Here is a 21,896-nt window from a genome sequence, read left to right on the forward strand (position 1 = left end):
TAATTTATGTATGTATGATGAATGTTACAAATTATAGAAGACATGACGTTTGATATATAGAGAAATAGTATGTAAAATGTTGGTATTACGTTATAAAAAGGAATGATTAAAGATGAATTATGATAACCAATATGCATCTTATCAACATACAGATACTCATGGTTCAGCCATTAGAAAAACATGGCTATACTTCTTATATTATTGGGTAATCTTTGGAGTTGGGACATATGTAGGTCAATTCGTACCACCTGCATTACATTTACCAATTACAATTGGATTGTTTGTACTCATTATGATTTCATTATTTGTAAAATCGTCTAGAAAATTTGGCGGTTTAATTTCAAATATATATGCATTCTTTATCGGCGTGATTTCATATACGGCCTTTATGTATTATTTAGGCACATTAGGTACACAAGCGTTTTATGGCAATATTGCCTTAGCAATTGGTGCATTTGCTGCTTTTGGTATACTCGGTTACTTTATGATTGATGATGCTTCAGGTTTAGGAAAATATTTATTTGTAACATTAATCGCGTTAATCTTCGCAAGTTTATTAGGTATATTCATCCATAATCCTATTTTCCATACAGTGTTATCTGTAATAGGTATTGGACTGTTTCTACTTTATACTGTGTATGATTTTAACCGTATGAAACTAGGGAACTTCTCTCCAAGAGAGATGGGCTTTAATTTGTTTATTAATTTACTCAACATCATTATGCACATTTTAAGACTCGCAAGTATTTTAAAAGATTAAACATAACAAGTCTGAGGCAATCATCGTGTCTCAGACATTTTTTGATTTGTAAACTTTGCCAGATGTAATCATTATTGTATAATAAGTATGTTAAATAACTCACTTGAAAGAGAGATGGAAATATGGGACGTAAATGGAATAATATTAAGGATAAAAAAGCCCAAAAAGACAAAAATACAAGTAGAATCTATGCTAAATTTGGTAGAGAAATATATGTAGCTGCTAAATCAGGTGAACCTGATCCAGAATCAAACCAAAATCTTAAATTTGTATTAGAAAAAGCTAAAACTTATTCTGTTCCTAAACATATTATAGATAGAGCAATTGAAAAAGCTAAAGGCGGATCAGAAGAAAACTTTGATGAATTAAGATATGAAGGTTTCGGTCCAAGTGGTTCAATGCTAATTGTTGATGCATTAACAAATAACGTAAACCGTACAGCAAGTGATGTACGTGCAGCATTCGGTAAAAATGGCGGTAATATGGGTGTATCAGGCTCAGTTGCTTACATGTTCAACCATACAGCTGTATTCGCATTTAAAGGAAAATCTGCTGATGAAGTTTTCGAACTATTATTAGAAGAAGATTTAGATGTAAGAGATGTTATCGAAGAAGAAGAGTTAACAATTGTATACGCAGAACCAGATCAATTTGCACAAGTTCAAAATGTGCTTAAAGCAAATGGCGTAGAAGATTTTGATGTAGCTGAACTTTCAATGTTAGCTCAATCAGAAGTAACATTATCAGAAGAAGATTTACAAACGTTTGAAAAATTAGTCGATGCAATTGAGGATTTAGAAGACGTACAACAAGTATTCCACAATGTTGACTTGTAATGGAGTGTTTAGATGAATAAAGAGAAATGGATAAGTGCACTCAATTTAATACCACATCCTGAAGGTGGTTTCTATCATGAAACGATTAAATCAGAACATGCTTTAAATGATGGCAACGCGTTATATACAAGTATTTATTTTCTATTAGAAAAAAATAATATTTCGCATTTTCATAGAATAGAATCTGATGAGGTATGGTATTATCATGCAGGGCAAACATTGACTGTGCATATGATTTATCCGGATGGACATTATGAAAAAGTTAAAGTCGGTCCAAATGTTGAAGAGGGAGATGTATTACAAGCCCTCGTACCAAAAGGCGTGATATTTGCTTCAACTGTTGAAGGTGACAATGACTATGCACTTGTAGGATGTATGTGTGCACCAGGATTCCAGTTTGAAAAATTTGAACTGTTTACGCAGGCTCAATTAATTGAACAGTATCCACAACATCAAGAAGTAATTGAAAAATATGCTTTCGAAACAATTTAAAGTTTAATATAAAGAAATCCCAATCCGAATGTGTCGGATTGGGATTTTTTGCGTAATTATAGTTCTCCGTATACTTCTTTAGCAGTTTCGATGACATAAGATAATTTACGCCATTGCTCATTTTCAGATAAGATGTTACCTTCTTCTGTTGAAGCGAAACCACATTGAGGACTTAAGCATAATTGATCTTTTGAAACGTATTTTGTTGCTTCGTCTAAACGATCAAGAATATTTTGTTTGTCTTCAAGTTCACCAGTTTTTGATGTGAATAAACCTAATACAATATATGCATCGTTTCTATCAAAGTGTCTTAATGGTTCAAAGTCTCCTGAACGATTGTCATCGTATTCTAAGAAGAAGCCTTGTAGCTTTTCAGTAAATAGTTCTTTCGCAATTGGTTCATAACCACCCGTAATTGCCCATGATGATTGATAGTTACCACGACAAATATGAGTTGTAATCAATAAGTCTTCTGGTAAATCAGCTAATGCATCGTTGACAACTTTTGCTGCTAGTTTGATAGCTTCTGCTTTTTCTTCTTCAGAACGCTCTCTATTTTTAATTAATTGTTTTGTTGCTGCTAATCCAGCCCAATATACATCATCAATTTGTAAATAGCGACAACCTAATTCATAGAATTTAAGAATAGATTGACGATAAGCTTCTGAAACATCTTTCGCATATTCATAAATATCTGGATAGATTTCATGGTTTAATATGTTTGGATGGAATAACTGGTTTGGACTTGGTATAGATACTTTACTTACAGCTCTTCCGTTTACTTGCTTATGTAAATAATCAAAATGTGCGAAGTGAGGATGGTCTGGGTTGTATTGAACTTTTCCTACAACTCTTACGTCATGTTTTTTAGTTTCTACGCCATTAAATGTTAAACCAATTTCTGGTTCATAATCTTCTACGCCTGTTAAGTTTTCTAAGAAATCAAAGTGCCAATAAGAACGTCTGAATTCACCATCTGTAATACTTTTCAGTCCGACTTCTAATTGTTTTTCAATAATCTTATCGATTTCTTGATCTTCAACTTTCTTTAAATCTTCTTGTGTAATCGTACCTTGTGAAAATTGTTGACGAGCTTTCTTTAAAGGCTCGGTTCTTAGTAAACTACCTACATGGTCGGCACGGAAAGGTCTTAATTGTTCTGTCAATTTACTTCACTCCTGTTTATATACTCTAAAAATTCTGAAAAATTCAATATTAATTAAAAATACCAAAGTAATACATCGATGTCAATTTAGTTTTGATATAATAAATAAAAAGGAGGAGATTAAACACTTGGCTAATAAAAAGAAAAATATCAAAAAGAAAAGTCAGTCTGTAAAAAGAAAAAAGAAAAATGATAAATCAAAGCGTAAAAATAAAAAGAAATATATTTATGGATTCCTTTTATTGATTATTGGAATTGTGATAGCTATGAGTATTTATCATGTGTTTAAACCTTTACCACATGGCGTTTCAAAAGTGAGTTCAGAAACGATGACAGACCATGTGGAACTATTAACAGATGTCACTTATAAAAACGGGAATAAGATGCAGTACAATCAAGAAATATTTGATAAAGTAAATGAGACGATTAAAGAAGCGGATGATTTTATTATTATGGATATGTTCTTATTTAATCATTATCAAACGGGAGACAAGACTTATCCAAAAATATCTCAACGTCTTACACAATCATTAATTGATAAGAAAAAAGAAAACCCAGATATGAGAATTATTGTGATTACTGACCCACTTAATTCATTCTACGATTCATACACGCCAGATCATATTAAGGATCTAAAAGCCAATAATATAGATGTTTACTATACAAATCTTAATGAATTAAGAGATTCTAATCCGATTTATTCAGGCATGTATCGAACATTTTTCCAATGGTTTGGTAATAGTGAAAATGGTAAGTTAAGTAATCCATTAAGTCCTGAAGCACCAGATGTTACGGTTAGAGGCTATTTAAATATTTTAAATATGAAAGCAAATCATAGAAAGACTTTAGTTACAGAAAAACATGGCATGATCTTATCTAGTAATCCACATGATCCAAGTGGTTATCATCAAAATGTTGGTGTCAGAGTGTCAGGTCCAATCCAAAATGCAATTATTAAATCAGAAATTGCAGTTGCGAATATGAGTGGCGGTCGATACTCACCAAGTGATTTCAAAATTAAAAACAATAGCTGGAATGATAACGCCAAGTATAGTGTGCAACTAGCGACTGAAGGTAAAATTAAAGATCAAGTCATTCAAAATATTAAAAAAGCACAATCTAAAGACCATATTTCAATAGGTATGTTTTATCTTTCAGACAGAGATGTGATTGATGAATTGATTAAAGCTTCTAAAAGAAATGTGGATATCAAACTTATACTTGATATTAATAAAGAAGCATTTGGTAAAGAAAAGCCAGGCGTACCAAATAAACCAGTTGCAAGTGAATTAATCAATCGCTCAAAAGGAAGCATTAAAGTAAGATGGGCTCGTTCAAATGGAGAACAATATCATTCTAAATATATGTTGTTTGAGCAAAATGAAAACAATCGTGCCACGATGATATTAGGTTCATCCAATTTAACAAGAAGAAACATCGGAGACTTTAATTTAGAATCAGATATTATCATTAAAGGAAAACAAAGTGATGCAGCCTTTAAAAAATTATCCAATAACTTTAAACAATCTTGGAATAATAGTGAACATGACATGACTGCACAATATGATGAATTCAAAGACGAAGCACTATGGAAAAAAGTATTATATAGAATTCAAGAAAGTACAGGTTTATCAAGCTTTTAACAGTATATAAAAAAGACATTCACCGTGAAGGTGAATGTCTTTTTTGATAAGTAGGAAGTGCAGGGAGTATCGCACGAAGACTGAGATATCGTACCCTTATCTATTAATCTTAATAATATTCCGATACATAATATCTGCCATTTTTTCTGGTTTTTCTACACATCCGTTTTTTAGCCAACTATAAATGGTAGCGATTTGTCCACCGACTGTATAGTCAAGGAAGAAATTGACGTCTTGAAGTGTACCTATTCGTGTAATCAATTTTTCAAATCTTAGTTTAATGAGTTTGATAAAGCTGATGATGAGTTCTTTTTCTGGGTGGACGACAAAGACGCTTGTGAAAAATCTTTGATGTCTTGATATGTAATAAAAGACATTCGTAAAGTACTGTTTAACATACTTTCTTCTTTTATCGGGGTTTTCAAGAATAGATTGTTCTATATTATCCATTAATGTTTCATAGTTCGTCATATGAAACTGTTTGATTTCTTCATACGTTTCATATTTATCTTTAAAATGTGCGTAAAATGTTGAACGATTGATGCCACATTCTGCACATAACATTTTTATTGTGATTTCATCAAAATGATAATGTTCTAATAAGTAAACCATATTACTTATGATTAGTTGTCTCGCATGTTTTTTCATAGGTCACCTCGAATAAATACATACCTAATATTTTAACAAAAAGCCGTTCAAAGATACATTCATATACCATTTAAATATGTAGATATTATGAATAATTATCTGATTTTTTCCGCTATTTTAACCCGACAAACTTATTTAATTTGTTGGTTTAAATCATGATTACAGAGCCGTATAATGAATAAATCATTGAAATTTGGAGGAAATAAAGTAATGAAAAAAATAGTGCTTGTAAATGTTATCACTATAGTAATTTTAGTGGCTATTGGTCTAGTAGGGTTCCATTATTATAGTGAAGCAACAGATTATGTAAAAACAGAAAATGCAAAAGTTGACGGTGAGCAAATCAAAATTGCTAGCCCAGTATCAGGTAACTTAACAAGCTTCGACGCTAAAGAAGGTAAAACTTATGACAAAGGCGACAAAATCGGAGAAGTAGCTGGTAAAGGTGAAGATGGACAGTCTCAAGAAATGGACATTAAAGCACCATCTAAAAGTACAATCGTAAAAACTTCTGCAACAGAAAACAGTTTAGTTCAAGCTGGATCACCAATCGCATATGCATATAACTTTGATGATTTATATGTAACTGCAAACATTGACGATACAGATGTAGAAGATGTTGAAAAAGGACAAGCTGTTGACGTGTATATCGACGGACAAGAAGCTAGTGTTAAAGGTAAAGTGTCTCAAGTTGGATTAGCAACTGCATCAAGTTTCTCATTGATGCCTTCATCAAATAGTAATGGAAACTATACAAAGGTGACACAAGTTGTTCCAGTGAAAATCACATTTAATTCTAAGCCATCAACAAATGTTGTTCCAGGAATGAATGTTGAAGTTCGAATCCACAAGAATTAAGGAGGGTGTATTATGACATCAACCTTTACGGTGGCTTATATAATTGTAGCAATCCTATTATGGATTGGAATTAATGCATTTGTTTTAAAACGCAAAAAAAGTAAATCAGTTTCTAAGCAAGTAACTGATGAAACAACAGAAAACAAAGAAACACAATTGAAATCAAAAGATGATAATATCAATCATCAACCAGAACGTTCAAATATTGAAAAAATGGAAGCTGAACATAAGTCATCTAACTCAGAGGTGAACGAAACAACTTCTATTAATACGTCTTCTGAAGATCATGATGAAGAATCAGGTGAATCACATGAGCATACTGAATTATCTGATCGTGGTATGGAATTAAATGAAGACGAACCAATTAATGAACAAATTAAGAAACATCATGTCAATTTCGTATATGGCAAAGGTATTTCAAGAAACAAAATTTTAGTTGCGATGATGTTTGGTATGTTTATTGCTATTTTAAACCAAACATTATTAAATGTTGCTTTACCGGTTATTAACAATGAGTTCAGTATTTCAGCGTCTACAGGACAATGGTTAATGACAGGATTTATGTTAGTGAATGGTATCTTAATACCAATCAGTGCATTTCTAATAAGTAAATATTCATACAGAAGACTATTTCTTATTGCAATGACGTTGTTTACAATTGGATCAATTATATGTGCTTTATCATTTAACTTCCCAATGATGATGACAGGTCGTGTTATCCAAGCAGTTGGTGCAGGTGTGTTAATGCCATTAGGTTCAAACGTATTTATGACAATATTCCCACCAGAAAAACGTGGTGCGGCAATGGGTACTTTAGGTATTGCATTTATTTTAGCACCAGCAATCGGACCAACATTATCAGGTTGGATCGTACAAAACTATCATTGGAATGTCATGTTCTATGGTATGTTTGCAATTGGTTTAGTTGCAATATTTATTAGTTTCTTCTGGTTTAGAATTTATCAAAAAACTTCTAATCCAAAACCAGACGTTCAAGGTATTATCTTTAGTACTTTAGGATTTGGATTATTACTTTATGGATTTAGTGAAGCGGGTAACGATGGATGGACTTCATTAACAGTTTCATTATCATTGATTATCGGTATTATCTTCACAGCATTATTCGTTATTCGTGAAGTGAGAATGAAAAATCCAATGCTTGATATGTCAGCATTAAAATATTCAGGCTTTACATTAACTACGATCATTAACGTTATCGTAACAATGAGTTTATTCGGTGGTATGATCTTATTACCAATCTACCTACAGAACTTACGTGGTTTTACACCACTAGATTCAGGGTTATTACTATTACCAGGTTCACTTATAATGGGCTTCATGGGTCCTATAGCTGGTAAAATGTTAGACTCATTTGGTATTAAACCACTCGCTTTAATTGGTTTAACAATTATGACATTCGCTACTTGGGAATTGACACAGTTAAATATGGATACACCATATACAACAATACTTGTTATTTATATTGTCCGTTCATTTGGTATGAGTTTCATCATGATGCCAATTATGACAGCAGGTATGAATTCATTACCACAACGATTAATTCCGCATGGTAATGCAATTAGTAATACGGTAAGACAATTAGCAGGGTCAATCGGTACTGCCATTCTTGTTACAGTAATGACTCAAAATACGACATCACATTTAGCAAATATGTCAGATAATATGGATTCAACAAATCCTATGATCCAAGAACAAATTAAAGCTTTATCAGATTCTGTTGGCGGTCAAGAAGCAGGTACAACTGCACTATTTACTTACTTCAATAAACTTGCAACAGTACAAGGTATTAACGATGCATTCTGGATAGCAACATTATTCAGTGTGATTGCTTTAATTTTAAGTTTATTCTTAAAAGGTAAATCTCATTATTTATCAAAAGAATAGTAAGAACTCCTAGATATAAAAATATAAATTCATTTTGTATTTTTAAATTATATATTAATGTTTAATTGTTTAAACACTACAAGAAACAGTGAAGTTTCTTGTAGTGTTTTTTTAGAATAGTAATTTAATTTATGAAATTCTATATTGAATGCTTTGAATTAGACATGGTTTTTTATATAATGTAAAAAAGGAGTTGGTAACTTATGAAAGTTAAGTATATTGACAAACGTCATTGGCGACGTCTCCTTAATCGCGAATATAAAGAAGTTGTATTGGACACCAATCATTTTAAAGGGCTAGTTGGATTAGTAACAATGGTACAAGTAAAAGAGCCTTTACAAGTAAATGTGGTCGGCAGGGAAATTACAGTTGCGGATAATGGATATAAGTGGATGCAAATCTTACCTGAAAAGAAGCCATATAGTATCACTGTAATGTACGATAAACAGAATAAACCAGTACAATACTACTTTGATGTGAATTTGAGGAATATCACACAACTTGGCAATGCTAGAACATTAGATTTATGTCTTGATGTATTAGTGATACCGAAGTCGGGTGAATATGAACTTGTTGATGAAGATGATTTAGAAAGAATGCTCAAAGAGAAGAAAATATCCAAAGCCCAATTCCATAAGGCATATGTTACAGCTCATGAAATTATGTTTAAATTAGAGACGGATTTCAAAGGAATTGAAAAGAAAATCAGATATTGTTTTCACGAAATTATGAATGCGAAGTGATTTAACTACAATGTTATGGCATATTTCTATATAAAAACGAGGAATCCCTTTAAAGTTGGAATTCCCCGTTTTTTTATTATAGGAAGATTAGCGCAAGTATGATTGCTAATGGACCTACGATGAAACAATATTTACTAAAGATACCTAATTGACCACGTTCCATAATGCCTTGTAACCATTTAAGTGAGAAATAACTTGCTACAAGAGATGCAATAAATGCAAATACATATGAAATCATCAATGATGTATCGGGTGGTGTTTCAACAATATCTTTAATACCAAGTAAAGCTGTACCTAGACTTACTGGAATATATAGTAAGAATGAGAATTTAAATGCTGTTTTTTGGTTCATACCTACACCTAATGCACCAACAATCGTTGCACCACTTCTACTTAGTCCAGGTATTAAAGCAACTGCTTGAAATAGACCTACGATAATAGCATCTTTAAGAGACAAATCTTTTTCAAGCTTTTGTCCACGTTTATTCTTAATAAACCACAATGCGATACCAGTGACGATAAGCATGATACCTACCATAATCACACTTTTAGTATCCCCAATAATATCTTTAAAGATAATACCTAGAACACCTGCAGGAATCGTTGCAATGACTAAGTACATCGCAAGTTGGAAATTTTTCTTAATAGATTCGGTACGGTCACCTTTAATATATTTAAGTGTATCAACAATAAGCGTGATAATATCTTTTCTAAATAAGATAAGGACGGCAATTAATGAAGCGGTATTCACAACAATTTCAAAAGTTAAACCGTCCGTATGTAATCCTAAAAATTCTTGTGCCATAACGAGATGTCCACTTGAAGAAACCGGAATCGGTTCAGTTACACCTTGAAGTAGCCCAAGAAAAACATATTTAATAATTTCGATAATAAGCATGATATGATCCTTCCTATTTAATGTACATGCTCAACTATAACGAATTATGAATCGACTTTCAATTTATGAAATAAAAAAATTTATATTTCGGTCTAAAGTTGTAGGAATGGTCGTGTAGGCAAATCGTGTTATAATATAATGAAAGTAAGGAGTGTGTGTCAATTGAAAGTAGACGATTATAAGTTACTGGTAACATTAGAAGACGTAAAGACATTAAGGAAAGCAGCAGACATTCTCTATATATCTCAGCCGGCAGTGAGTCAAAGGTTAAAAACAATTGAAAACTTTTTCGGTATAGATATTTTTATAAGAACAAAGAAGCAATTGATAACAACAAATGAAGGTTCACTTGTAATTGAGCACGCTCGAAAAATGTTAAAAGAAGAACGTTTATTATTAGATAAAATCAGTTCTAAAATAGGCGAAGTAAATGGTAGCATTTCAATAGGTGTATCTTCATTAATCGGACAGACTATTCTCCCGCAAGTATTAGGGGAATACACGCACTTATATCCTAATGTGGATATACAATTACAAATCGGTTCAAGTGAACACATTAAACAATATCAGAATGACTTTCATATCATGGTCGTAAGAGGAAACGAAGTCATGAATGTTCAAAATGATCTTCTACTTAATGAGCAGCATTACTTTATATATCCTAAAAATAGAAAACAAGATCTACACCTTTTACCAATGATCGAGTTTCAAGCAGAACCAATTTACTTAAAACAAATAGAAGAGTGGTATTCAGATTATTTACAACAAGAATATCATGCACTGATTAAAGTCGATCAAATTGCTACATGTAAAGCATTACTATTAAATGGTGTAGGTGTAACAGTCTTACCTGAACTCGTTATAGGTGATATCGATACAGATAAATTTGAAATCAAGAAATTGAATGTCATGCGTAAACCGCTGACAAGGTCTACATATATATGTTATGAACATAACGTATTACAATTACCACAAGTGAAATCATTCATAGAAGTCTTAAAGAATTATATTAATCAGCTTGAAATAGGAAAAAAATAAGCAGAAAAGAAATCTTTACGGATTTCTTTTCTGCTTTCGTTATATTGATTTCTATGACAGGCGCTTTCTTAACTTCGTAAATATTTCTCGAGTTTCATCATTAATCGCTTCGTGATTTAAAATATTGTCGATACGTTGTAGATTTTTACTATCTTTAAATCGTGTTTCATTCAATTCATAAATCGATAGTTTAGGCTCAGTTTGCTTAATTAATCTCATATTGTCATTCTGTGAAACGTATCCTTCTTTTAATACTCTGAAGTAACAGCCTGTTCGATAACTATCAGCCATGTGTTTAACTAAATCTTTAATGCCATAACGTTGTGCAATTGTAGCACAAGGTTGTCTTGGACATGAAACTTGAATGATCGCTTCACCAAGTTCGTACGTGTCACCAATGTTTAAATCTTCTTCTGTTAAACCTGAAACGGTTATATTCTCTCCGAAAATTGCATACTTTGGTAACAAATCAATAATGTCATCCCAATATGCATAATTATCTTTGCTGTAAAAACAGAGTGCTTTTTCAGGTCCACCATGTCCTTTGTATTGCTGTTCGTCTTCAACAAAGCCTGTATGTGTTAAGTACATCTTATCTTTAAAAGGTTCTTTGAAAATGGCAGTCTTTTTTGATTTTTGATCGCTAAATGTGATATTAGCAATTTTTCCGACTGATATATAATCTACTTTGTAATCCACGAGAATGACTCCTTTTTACAATATTTAATAATGATTTTACCGGTTAATGTGAATTATAGCAATAAAGCATTGACGTAGCAGAGGATAAGCTTTAAAGTACAAGCATATAATAAAATATAGGAAGTTGTGAATTCATGTTTTTGAAATTATTTCAAATAAAAAATTATAAACTCTTTACCGCAAATATGGGTTTACTTGGTATGGCAGTTGCGATTACTGTTCCATTCCTAGTGTTGTATGCGACACAGCATTTAGGCATGACGAAAGGGCAATATGGTTTGTTAATGGCGCTTGCAGCAGGGGCATCATTTACAGTAAACTCTATTGTTGCTAGATTTTCAGATAGTGGCAAAATTAATCGTAAATATCTTATCATTACCGCACTTATTATGGGTGCACTATGTTTCTCCATTTATTTCTACATACATACAATTTGGGTGTTTATCGCACTTTACGCAATGTTCCAAGGTTTAGCTGCACCAGCAATGCCTCAAATGTATGCCTCAGCACGTGAATCAATTAATGAATCAGCTTATAAAGATAGAAGTATATTTGCTAATACAGTTCTACGTTCTACATTTTCATTAGGATTTTTATTTGGTCCTTTAATTGGGACAGTATTGTTAAGTGCCTTTGGATATGATGGATTGTTTGGTGGAACAGTGGCACTATTTTTAACAGTTTTAGTATTATTAATTATATTTTATAAAGAGCCGAAAAAAGTTATTAAAAATGCTATCGGTAATTTTACAGAAAAGAAAGCACCAAACTTAATGAAAGAACCGACATTATTAATACCATTCTTAGCATTCATTTTGTTACATGTTGGTCAGTGGATGTATACGTTGAATATGCCGTTATATGTAACAGAATATCTTAAAGATAATGAATCACATGTCGGCTATTTAGCAAGTTTATGTGCGGGATTAGAAGTTCCGTTTATGATTATACTTGGTATTATTGCAAGTAAGTTCAAAACAAAAACATTATTAATGGTAGGGTCAATTTTTGGATTCGGATATTACTTTAGCATCGGAGTGTTTGATAGTTTCGTAGCAATGTTGATAGGACAACTAGCATTAGCATTCTTCTTAGCTATTTTACTAGGCTTAGGTATTAGTTATTTCCAAGATATTTTACCAGAATTTCCAGGTTACGCATCAACATTGTTTGCCAATGCTATGGTAATCGGTCAGTTAGGTGGAAATTTATTAGGTGGTATTATGAGTGATCTCGTTGGACTAGGGAATGTATTCTTTGTTTCAAGTTTATCAATAGCAGTAGCATTTGTATTACTTATATTCACAGTAGAACATACGACACATAACGAAACTAAAGTAAGTTAGGAGATATAAAAATGACAGCAATAAGTTGGATATTAATTATCTTAATGTTTGTAATTGCATTTATAGGATTAGTGAAACCTATTATTCCATCCGTATTATTTATATGGGTAGGGTATTTCATTTATCACTTTGCAATTGATTCAAGCAAATTGTCTTGGGTATTTTGGGTAGTAATGATTGTATTTACAATATTTATGATCTTGTCAGATATCATTATGAATAGTTATTTCGTTAAGAAATTTGGAGGTTCTAAATTAGGAGAAACAATGGCAGCAGTCGGTGTCATCATCGGTTGTTTCGTATTTCCTCCATTTGGAATTATAATCGTTCCATTTGTATTAGTATTTGTAACAGAAATCATTCAAAAAGGTGATATCGCAGCCGCAACAAATGCAAGCGTAGGATCATTACTTGGATTCTTAACAAGCTCAATAGCAAAAGCATTGATTATGGTAGTCATGATCATATGGTTCTTTATTGATATTATTATTTAATGTAGAAGGACCGGCCTGGTACAGTTCAATAGCTGTACCAGGCTTTTTTTGGAATGAGGAATATGGGGAGTGGAAGTTTGATTTAGGTGTGGAGTGTTGTTGAATATGGAGTATGGGGAGAGAAGGTGTATTGAGTATGGATGTGGATTCGGAAAGATGTGAGTTAAAGAAGTAATAAACTCATAAGATTGCCAAACATGTGAGTTAAAGAGGTAGTAAACTCACGAGTGATGTGAACCCAAATATTTGACCTAAACAAATCAAATTATTGGGGTGCATTTTTATGAGGAAAAAATATGAATTCAAATTCAAACTAAAACTTGTAAAGGAATATTTAGAAGGACATCAAAGTTATAGAGCAATTGCTTTAAAATATGGGGTTTCAAGTTGGTCTGTCCTTCGGATATGGGTCAATCAATATAAAGAGTTCGGAGAAGAAGGTTTAGAATTAAAAAGTAGAAACACTGTTTATACTAGCGAATTTAAATTATCTGTTTTAAAATTTAGACAAGATAATATGCTGTCTTATCAAGATACTGCGAATCACTTTAGGATTATTAATCCTATTATCATTGCCAATTGGCAACGTAAGTTTGATGAAAAGTGTCGTCTTGATATAGATAATAAACAAATTTTCTTACTATTTGCCTTCTTTCATATCTTGTTCGATTTGTTCTTTTGATTCGCCGCTTTCTTCTAAGACCATTTTACGGTCGTACATTTTGAAGAATGGGAAATAGATGACGACTGATACGGCGATATTAAATAGTACGAGTACGATTGCTCGCCAATCGCCTCCTGTTGCTAAGTATGCACCTATTGGAGCTGGTAATGTCCATGGTGCCATTACGCTTGTGGCATTTACGAGTCCAAATAATGTTGCTAAGTAGGTTATGACGGTTAATACTAATGGAATGATAATAAATGGTATAACCATGATTGGATTTAATACGATTGGCAATCCAAATATTACTGGTTCATTAATATTAAATAATGATGGTATTGATACAGCTTTACCGAATTTCTTTAAGAACTGAGATTTTGCAAATAATAATATACAAATGACAAGTCCTAATGTAGCACCTGCGCCACCTATCCAAACAAACCATTGGAAAAATGTTTCTGGTGCTATATGCGGTAATGGTTCACCGGCAGCATGTGCTTCTGCATTTTTAGCTAAATATACTTCCCATAGTGGACGTTCGATTGTCCCGACAATTGACATACCATGAATACCAAATGCCCAGAAGAACGTTGTTAAGAATACAGGTACTAGTACACCAGGTAATGTATCACCTGCAAAGACAAGCGGACCTACGATTTTATCAACGAGTGTATGTAAATCAAGTTGGAATACTACTGTAATGATACTCATCGCACCGAGTACAAATACTACTGGGATTAAAGATTCAAATGAGCGACTTACTGATGGCGGTACTTGAGGTGGCATCTTGATCGTAATATTTTTATTTTTACATAATCGATATATTTCTACTGAGAATATCGCAACAAACATTGCAACAAATAGTCCATGACCACCTAAATTGGTCATTGGTAACACGAAACCTAATTTTTTATCCATAGTTGGTGCGATTGTTAATAAGAATGCAGCGGTGGAAAGTTGTGCTGCTGACAATGGATCTAAGTCATAGGATTTGGCGAGATTGTAACCTATACCAAACACAATATACAAACTCATGATAAACATCGTCATTCTATATGGAATTAAAATTTGCTCAGCGTGTTCTGTTGCCCACTGAGTAATTGCCCACGACTCTGGTAACGGTGGTGTCGCAAATATTAGGAAGAATGAGCCGAATATAATAAATGGAAGTGCTGAAATAACCCCGTCACGAATGGCGAGTAAATGACGCTGGTTAGAAAGCTTTGTCATTGGACCTGAAAGTTTGCCTTCTATCCATGTCGCAAAGTTATTCATAAAAAATCCCCCTTCGTTTGTAAGCGCTTCAATTTTGTTATAGTATAAACTAAATAGATAAAATATTCAAAATTATAAAAAAAGAAATATATTGCGAATGGAAGTGAAGTTTGATGAAACGGTTAGGAATTTCTTTATATCCAGGAAAATCAAATGAAAATGAAGATATTCAATATATCGAAAAAGCCCATCAATACGGTTTTACGAGAATATTTACAAATTTATTGCAACTTACCGATGAAAATAAAGCGACATTGTTACCAGTCATTGAAAAAACAATTCGTTATGCTAAAAATTTAAACTTTGAAATTTTTATAGATGTGGCACCTCGCACATTCAAAGTACTCGGTATCGAACCAAATGATTTATCTTTTTTCAATGATTTAGGTGTAGATGGTATAAGACTTGATGAAGGGGTAGGTGCGAAAGAAACAAGTGATATGACCTATAATCCTTATGGCATTAAGGTTGAGCTGAATATGAGTGTGATGAATCACTATATTGATAATGTGATGGATTTTGAGCCGAATCGCGCTTGTTTAGTAGGATGCCATAATTTTTATCCTCATCGATATGCAGGAATATCCGAATCATTCTTTTTAGAAGGTAGTAAAAAATTCAAAAAATACGGGTTAAGAACAGCAGCATTTGTTTCAAGTAAAGTAGCTGAATTTGGACCGTGGCCAGTTACTGAAGGTTTGCCAACTTTAGAAGATCATAGAGGTTTACCAGTAACGACCCAAGCTCAACATTTATGGGCTACTGGGTTGATAGATGATGTCATCATCAGTAATTGTTACCCTTCAGAAGCGGAATTAGAGATTTTGAGTCGTTTGATAAATGAACCTATTACATTTGATGCAAAGTTATTTGATGAAATTTCTGATTTAGAGAAGAAAATTGCAATCGAAGAGCCACATTTTTATAGAGGTGATGTCAGTGAGTATATGATTCGTTCAACACAAAGTCGTGTAAAGTATAAAAATGAATCATTTCCAGCACATCATACAGTTGCCATTAAACGTGGTGACATATTAATAGACAATGAAGAATATGGTCAATATAAAGGTGAATTACAAATTGCATTAAAGCCGATGCTCAATACTGGAAAAGTCAATGTGATTGGCAGAATTGAGCCACATGATTTACCACTGCTCAACTATTTAAAACCTTGGGCACATTTTAAATTTAATATAAAGGAGAAAGATTAACATGAAAAAAATATTATTAGTTTGCTCAGCGGGTATGTCTACAAGTATGTTAGTTAAAAAAATGCAAGATACTGCAAATAAAGAAGGTAAAGAATACGAAGTTGAGGCGTTAGCCTTATCAGAAGCAGAAACAAAAGTTGATGAAGTAGATGTTATTCTATTAGGACCACAAGTAAGATTTCAAAAAGCACAAGTAGAAAAAGTAGCAAATGGAAAAGTACCAGTAGATGTAATTGATATGCAACAATATGGCATGATGGATGGAGAAGGTGTATTGAAACATGCCGAAAGCTTAATGAAATAAGGTGAGGAAATGGAAAAATATGAACAAATTGCCTTTCAAATTATTACAAATGTAGGAATGGCAAAAAGTAATTATATGCAAGCAATTCAAGAAGCAAAAGAAGGCAATTTTGAAACAGCTGAGAACTTAGTTTCTGAAGGGAATCAATTTTTAGTTGAAGGACATAAAGTGCATAAGGATCTGATCCAAGCAGAAGCTTCAGGTGAGCCGGTTCCTTTAAATTTGTTATTGTCTCATGCTGAAGATCAACTTATTTCTACTGAAGTCATTAAAGAGATGGCTAAAGAACTGATTTATGTACATCAAAATTATGTGAAAAAGCAATAAAAATAAGGAGATAAACAATGTCGAATAGAATTCTAGCAATCACTGGACCAACTTCAGGAATAGGGAAATCAACAGTTATTGAATTAGCACACGATTATGACATTATTATTTTATTATGTAGAAATGTTGATAAAGGCAATGACTTAAAAAAGCTTTTAGAAGCGGAACATCAACATATAACAGTAGATGTTATTAAGTGTAATTTATCAGATTTAGCAAATGTTATGAAAGCTGCGACACTTGTTTTAGAACGATATCCTTATGTCGACTGTCTCATCAATAATGCAGGCGTCATGTCTTTAACAAGACAAAAAACTGTAGATGGTTACGAATTAATGTTTGGTACGAACTATTTAGGACATTTTATGTTAACGCATATATTATTTGGTTCAATTATGAATAGCCATGACAAACAAATTATTATCGTATCATCTGGTGCATATTTATTTGCACATCTTGGAAGACGAAACTTTAAGTATCCTTTAAGATTTAATCCGATTAAGTCTTATGGAAGATCTAAGCTTGCGACTTTATATTTTATGCAAGAATTACATGAGAAATTTTCGAAAGATGGCTTACATGTTACGGCAGTGCATCCCGGTGCTGTTTCAACTAATTTAGGAAAAACAAAATATAATCAAACATTTGGGAACTTAGTTTATAAAATATTTGATCCTTTATTTATTTCTCCTAAAGAAGGTGCTAAGTCGACCATTAAAGTATCAAAGGATAAAAAATTGTATAAAGGTGAATATGTTCAAGAAGGAAAGATTACAAAACTTAAATCTCATGGTCTTAATTACTATGACCGCAAAAGATTAATTCGTGAAACGTTAGCATCATTACAACTAGACCAATTCATGTATTGGGAAAAACAATAAATGAATACGTTTACATTAGAATCTGATGATGTAATCTATTGTTTTCTTTTAAATTAAATTTTATAATAGTTGATATTGTAAGAATATTTCCAAAATTAATCAAAGGATGAGGCACATGAGTAAGCATTATATATTATTGGCTGATTGTAAAGATGAAATTGGCATTACATCATTAATATCCACTATTATAAAAGATACAAATTCAAATATATTTCATTTAGATCATTATACAGACATTCAAGAAGAAGAAAATCATTTATATTTACGTATAGAATTTGATAAAAACGATGAAGTTAAATCGCTTTTAGAGAATGAACTGACAAATAGAAAGATTAATTTTCAAATCTTTGATGCTGAAGAAAAAGTGAAAACAGCATTACTTGTTTCTAAAGAAGACCATGCGTTAAGTGAAATTATGTTACGTGCGAATCGACAAGAATTTCCAATCGAAATCAGTTGTGTCATCAGCAATCACGAGAATAATCGCAAATTTGTGGAGGATATGGGCATTCCTTTTTATCATGTCAGCGTAACAAAAGAAACAAAGCGTGAAAGTGAAGATGAAATTACAAGCATTTGTGAAAGCTACAATGTTGATTTACTAGTACTTGCGAAATACATGCAAATATTATCACCGACATTTGTTGATAGACATCACTTGAAAATTATTAACATTCACCATTCATTCTTACCATCATTTATTGGTGCGAACCCTTATAAACAAGCCTATACAAGAGGTGTTAAATTAATAGGGGCGACGAGTCATTATGTGACTGAAGATTTAGATGCAGGACCAATTATTGAGCAGGATGTTGTAAGAGTTAATCATAGATATACTGCACAAGATATGAAACATACAGGTAGACATGTTGAATCTCAAGTATTAGCGAGAGCGGTGCAATGGCATTGTGAACATAAAGTCATCGTAAATGGTAATAAGACAGTAGTATTTTCATAATTTATTTTTAGTAGTGAGTATATTTGCTCACTGCTTTTTTAGTTGTATAATATGAAATAAAGTAAAGCGAAAAATGGTGTAAAAAAAATGATTAAAACTTATTATGTCAATTTAAATGGCGAACTAAAGGAAACCAATTCACCTAAAGATATTTCAGAAGAGAAAAAATGGATATGGGTTGATTTAAATGAACCAACTAAAGAAGAATCTGAAATATTAGTTGATTATTTTAATTTTCATCCTTTATCAGTAGAAGACGCAACGCAAGTTCAACAAAGACCGAAGTTTAAACAATATGATGATTATCAATTTATTGTATTCCATGCATTGGATCTAAAGACTTTAGAATCTGAAGAAGTGGATATCTTTATCGGTGATGATTTTATTGTGACATTCCATAGAGAACGTTATGAAGAAATCGATACAATCAAGAGAAAGTTATTTAATGAAACAATCGAAATAAATGAACCTAAAGATATACTATTACATATTCTAGATGATATAGTAGATAACTATTTTCCGTTTATTTACGACATTGAAGATAAGGTGTTTAATTTCGAAGATCGTCATAATTTAGATATTACAACTAAGACGTTAATCGATGACACATTTGATTTAAGACAAGAATTGCTGATTATTAAAAGAACTGTTCAACCTATGAAGGATTTAGTATATAGAATGCGTGAAGGTAAAGTGTTGCATCTTAATGAACAACAATTTTTATATATTACGCATATTAATGACCACCTTATGAAACAAATGGAAATGGTAGATTCATCACGAGAAATGACGAGTGATATACGAGATAATTATATTTCTTTGAACTCATTCAAGATGAACAATATAATGAAAATATTAACCATTTATTCTGTTGTGTTTATGCCTTTAACTTTAATTGCAGGTATTTACGGAATGAACTTTACAAATATGCCAGAACTCGAATGGCATGATGGCTATTATATTGTTCTCGTCATTATGGCCGTTATAGCAATTATTATGTTAATCGTCTTCAAGAAGAAGAGATGGTTCTAATGAACGTATGCGTTATGATTCAGAATATGACTTATGAAAAATAAATAAAAAGGGAAAGAGTGTGATATAAGTGAAACTTCTAGGAGCGATTGAAGCGGGTGGAACGAAATTTGTATGTGCAGTTGGAGATGAAGATTTAAATGTAATAGAACGCATCTCTATACCAACAACTGAGCCGTCAGAAACATTACCTAAAGTTATAGAATTTTTTAAAAAATATCAAATTAGTAGTATAGGTATAGGATCATTTGGACCGATAGATATCAATAAAGATTCTGATACATATGGATATATCACTTCGACACCAAAAATTGCGTGGCAAAATTTTGATTTTAAAGGAGCAGTTCAAGAACATTTCGATGTACCTGTAGCATTTACGACAGATGTAAATGCCTCTTTATACGGTGAGTATAAAAAAGGAATCGCCAAAAATATTGACTCAGCGGTTTACTATACAGTAGGTACTGGTATCGGTGGCGGTGCAATCGTTAAAGGGAAAATTGTACAAGGGTTAAGTCATCCTGAAATGGGACATATGTCTATTAAAATTCATAAAGATGATCAAGACTTTGAAGGTAATTGTCCGTACCACGGTAATTGCTTAGAAGGTTTAGCTTCAGGACCAGCAATCGAAAAAAGAGCAGGTATTTCTGCCAAAGAAATTCATGAAAATGCTCAAGACTGGGATTTCGTTGCTTATTATATTGCGCAAGCAGCACTAAATACAGCATTAATGTTGTCGCCTGAAAAAATCATTTTTGGCGGTGGTGTGATGCATCAAACACATTTATTAAAAAAAGTGCATGAGCAATTTGAACGATTAAATAACAACTATATTGCAGTTCCACCAGTAGAAGAATATATTGTTACACCAAGTTTAAATGATGACCAAGGTATAATCGGTTGTCTAGCATTAGCGTTGAACGAATATCAATCATAAGTAGGTGTTAAGTATGGATGTATTAGTCGAATTAGCAGAAAATCAAATATTGGAAACAGAAAGACTTATTTTAAGACCTATTAATTTAAATGATGTTGAATCATTATTCGAATATGCATCTGATGTTGAAAATACAACACATGTATTTCCAACACACTTATCTAAAGAAGAAACTAAAAGTGTAATTGCAAAACATTATATGACAGCACCATTAGGAAAGTACGGTATCGAATTAAAATCCGAAGATAAATTAATAGGTACAATTGATTTAAGAGTTGAGCAAGAACATAAACGAGGAGAACTCGGTTATGCCCTTAATTTAAAATATACAGGTAATGGCTATATGACAGAAGCGGGATTAGCATTGCTATCACTATCATTTGAAACATTAGGACTTAATCAAGTAAAAGCAATGCACAGTATAATTAATCCTAAATCAGGCGAAGTGATGAAAAGACTCGGCATGAAAAAAATAGGGATCATGCCTAAAAATAGAATTCATAAAGAAAAAGTAGTAGACGATGTCATTTATGCCATAACCGATACCGAATATGCAGAAATGGTAAAAAGTGAGAAGTAGTAGTGTGGGTGTGGTGTAGGTTAGAGTCTTGGGATTAGGAAAGATGTGAGTTAAAGAGGTAGTAAACTCACAAGATAGAGAAACATGTGAGTTAAAGTGGTAATAAACGGGAGTGTAAAATAAACTGTGTAAGTAGAGAACGTACGACTCTACTTCACAGTTTATTTTTTATATAATCTAGCGCGCTATCGCTTACTAT

Annotated in this window: 24 protein-coding genes; 19 read left to right on the forward strand and 5 right to left on the reverse strand. The window is 32.3% G+C overall.

All coding sequences use genetic code 11. The annotated features are described in order from the left end of the window. Positions 1–112 precede the first annotated feature (112 nt). The 3 genes from LQ686_RS07515 to LQ686_RS07525 all read left to right on the forward strand — a co-directional run bounded on the left by LQ686_RS07515 (position 113) and on the right by LQ686_RS07525 (position 2,088). On the forward strand, positions 113–760 hold the full coding sequence (locus LQ686_RS07515; RefSeq protein WP_037589997.1) for a Bax inhibitor-1/YccA family protein: 648 nt from the start codon (positions 113–115) through the stop codon (positions 758–760). A gap of 122 nt (positions 761–882) precedes the next feature. Next, the gene (locus LQ686_RS07520) at positions 883–1,596 is read left to right on the forward strand and encodes a YebC/PmpR family DNA-binding transcriptional regulator (RefSeq protein ID WP_025907373.1); all 714 of its coding nucleotides are present in this window, start codon (positions 883–885) and stop codon (positions 1,594–1,596) included. 12 nt (positions 1,597–1,608) lie between these two features. Continuing rightward, positions 1,609–2,088, forward strand: a complete 480-nt coding sequence (locus tag LQ686_RS07525) for a cupin domain-containing protein (protein WP_025907371.1) — start codon at positions 1,609–1,611, stop codon at positions 2,086–2,088. A gap of 56 nt (positions 2,089–2,144) precedes the next feature. On the opposite strand, the gene LQ686_RS07530 is transcribed toward LQ686_RS07525, so the two are convergent. Next, entirely contained in the window at positions 2,145–3,254 is a 1,110-nt protein-coding gene (locus LQ686_RS07530; protein ID WP_025907369.1) for a 5-methyltetrahydropteroyltriglutamate--homocysteine S-methyltransferase, read from the reverse strand. 127 nt (positions 3,255–3,381) lie between these two features. On the opposite strand from LQ686_RS07530, the gene LQ686_RS07535 reads away from it, so the two are divergent. After that, positions 3,382–4,896, forward strand: a complete 1,515-nt coding sequence (locus tag LQ686_RS07535) for a phospholipase D-like domain-containing protein (RefSeq protein WP_107565405.1) — start codon at positions 3,382–3,384, stop codon at positions 4,894–4,896. 96 nt (positions 4,897–4,992) lie between these two features. Here the strand turns inward: LQ686_RS07535 and LQ686_RS07540 are convergent, their stop codons facing one another. Next, complete coding sequence (locus tag LQ686_RS07540) at positions 4,993–5,544, reverse strand: TetR/AcrR family transcriptional regulator (protein WP_025907366.1); 552 nt, start codon at positions 5,542–5,544, stop codon at positions 4,993–4,995. A gap of 210 nt (positions 5,545–5,754) precedes the next feature. Between LQ686_RS07540 and LQ686_RS07545 the strand changes: the two genes are divergently transcribed. From LQ686_RS07545 to LQ686_RS07555, 3 genes are all read left to right on the forward strand, one after another. Then, complete coding sequence (locus LQ686_RS07545) at positions 5,755–6,402, forward strand: HlyD family secretion protein (protein WP_107590981.1); 648 nt, start codon at positions 5,755–5,757, stop codon at positions 6,400–6,402. Positions 6,403–6,414: 12 nt separating this feature from the next. Further along, complete coding sequence (locus tag LQ686_RS07550; protein ID WP_025907362.1) at positions 6,415–8,307, forward strand: DHA2 family efflux MFS transporter permease subunit; 1,893 nt, start codon at positions 6,415–6,417, stop codon at positions 8,305–8,307. A 203-nt stretch (positions 8,308–8,510) separates the two neighbouring features. Next, complete coding sequence (locus LQ686_RS07555; RefSeq protein ID WP_025907360.1) at positions 8,511–9,050, forward strand: ribonuclease FAU-1 family protein; 540 nt, start codon at positions 8,511–8,513, stop codon at positions 9,048–9,050. Between the two features lie 76 nt (positions 9,051–9,126). On the opposite strand, the gene LQ686_RS07560 is transcribed toward LQ686_RS07555, so the two are convergent. Beyond that, a complete protein-coding gene (locus tag LQ686_RS07560) occupies positions 9,127–9,948 on the reverse strand; it encodes an undecaprenyl-diphosphate phosphatase (protein WP_025907358.1) in 822 nt (273 codons plus the stop codon). Between the two features lie 162 nt (positions 9,949–10,110). On the opposite strand from LQ686_RS07560, the gene LQ686_RS07565 reads away from it, so the two are divergent. Further along, a complete protein-coding gene (locus tag LQ686_RS07565; RefSeq protein ID WP_025907355.1) occupies positions 10,111–10,986 on the forward strand; it encodes a LysR family transcriptional regulator in 876 nt (291 codons plus the stop codon). Between the two features lie 51 nt (positions 10,987–11,037). Here LQ686_RS07565 and LQ686_RS07570 read toward each other — a convergent pair whose 3' ends face one another. Then, the gene (locus LQ686_RS07570) at positions 11,038–11,685 is read right to left on the reverse strand and encodes an MOSC domain-containing protein (protein WP_107565406.1); all 648 of its coding nucleotides are present in this window, start codon (positions 11,683–11,685) and stop codon (positions 11,038–11,040) included. 134 nt (positions 11,686–11,819) lie between these two features. Between LQ686_RS07570 and LQ686_RS07575 the strand changes: the two genes are divergently transcribed. The 3 genes from LQ686_RS07575 to LQ686_RS07585 all read left to right on the forward strand — a co-directional run bounded on the left by LQ686_RS07575 (position 11,820) and on the right by LQ686_RS07585 (position 14,207). Beyond that, positions 11,820–13,031: a sugar efflux transporter gene (locus tag LQ686_RS07575; protein WP_025907351.1), complete on the forward strand. Its 1,212-nt coding sequence runs from the start codon at positions 11,820–11,822 to the stop codon at positions 13,029–13,031. A gap of 11 nt (positions 13,032–13,042) precedes the next feature. Next, a complete protein-coding gene (locus tag LQ686_RS07580; RefSeq protein ID WP_025907349.1) occupies positions 13,043–13,525 on the forward strand; it encodes a DUF456 domain-containing protein in 483 nt (160 codons plus the stop codon). A gap of 283 nt (positions 13,526–13,808) precedes the next feature. Beyond that, positions 13,809–14,207: a helix-turn-helix domain-containing protein gene (locus LQ686_RS07585; protein WP_239733247.1), complete on the forward strand. Its 399-nt coding sequence runs from the start codon at positions 13,809–13,811 to the stop codon at positions 14,205–14,207. On the opposite strand, the gene LQ686_RS07590 is transcribed toward LQ686_RS07585, so the two are convergent. After that, positions 14,166–15,464: a PTS sugar transporter subunit IIC gene (locus LQ686_RS07590; RefSeq protein WP_107577108.1), complete on the reverse strand. Its 1,299-nt coding sequence runs from the start codon at positions 15,462–15,464 to the stop codon at positions 14,166–14,168. The genes LQ686_RS07585 and LQ686_RS07590 overlap by 42 nt on opposite strands. Positions 15,465–15,577: 113 nt before the next feature. Between LQ686_RS07590 and LQ686_RS07595 the strand changes: the two genes are divergently transcribed. The 8 genes from LQ686_RS07595 to LQ686_RS07630 all read left to right on the forward strand — a co-directional run bounded on the left by LQ686_RS07595 (position 15,578) and on the right by LQ686_RS07630 (position 21,697). Further along, positions 15,578–16,675 carry a DUF871 domain-containing protein gene (locus LQ686_RS07595; protein ID WP_025904327.1) on the forward strand — a complete coding sequence of 366 codons (1,098 nt, stop codon included), beginning with the start codon at positions 15,578–15,580 and terminating at the stop codon, positions 16,673–16,675. Between the two features lies 1 nt (position 16,676). Continuing rightward, positions 16,677–16,979 (forward strand): PTS sugar transporter subunit IIB, encoded by a 303-nt coding sequence (locus tag LQ686_RS07600; protein ID WP_025904328.1) that lies wholly within the window; start codon positions 16,677–16,679, stop codon positions 16,977–16,979. A 9-nt stretch (positions 16,980–16,988) separates the two neighbouring features. Next, positions 16,989–17,306 (forward strand): PTS sugar transporter subunit IIA, encoded by a 318-nt coding sequence (locus LQ686_RS07605; protein ID WP_025904329.1) that lies wholly within the window; start codon positions 16,989–16,991, stop codon positions 17,304–17,306. Between the two features lie 17 nt (positions 17,307–17,323). Next, positions 17,324–18,187 carry an SDR family NAD(P)-dependent oxidoreductase gene (locus LQ686_RS07610; RefSeq protein WP_025904330.1) on the forward strand — a complete coding sequence of 288 codons (864 nt, stop codon included), beginning with the start codon at positions 17,324–17,326 and terminating at the stop codon, positions 18,185–18,187. A gap of 115 nt (positions 18,188–18,302) precedes the next feature. Continuing rightward, a complete protein-coding gene (gene purU / locus LQ686_RS07615) occupies positions 18,303–19,145 on the forward strand; it encodes a formyltetrahydrofolate deformylase (protein ID WP_025904331.1) in 843 nt (280 codons plus the stop codon). 87 nt (positions 19,146–19,232) lie between these two features. Then, positions 19,233–20,177 (forward strand): magnesium/cobalt transporter CorA, encoded by a 945-nt coding sequence (gene corA, locus LQ686_RS07620; RefSeq protein ID WP_025904332.1) that lies wholly within the window; start codon positions 19,233–19,235, stop codon positions 20,175–20,177. A gap of 70 nt (positions 20,178–20,247) precedes the next feature. Next, a complete protein-coding gene (locus LQ686_RS07625) occupies positions 20,248–21,117 on the forward strand; it encodes an ROK family protein (protein ID WP_025904333.1) in 870 nt (289 codons plus the stop codon). 13 nt (positions 21,118–21,130) lie between these two features. Next, positions 21,131–21,697 carry a GNAT family N-acetyltransferase gene (locus LQ686_RS07630; RefSeq protein WP_025904334.1) on the forward strand — a complete coding sequence of 189 codons (567 nt, stop codon included), beginning with the start codon at positions 21,131–21,133 and terminating at the stop codon, positions 21,695–21,697. Positions 21,698–21,896 lie beyond the last annotated feature (199 nt).

It is taken from the genome of Mammaliicoccus sp. J-M41 (genome assembly GCF_022385935.1).
Taxonomy (GTDB): Bacteria; Bacillota; Bacilli; order Staphylococcales; family Staphylococcaceae; genus Mammaliicoccus; species Mammaliicoccus sciuri_A.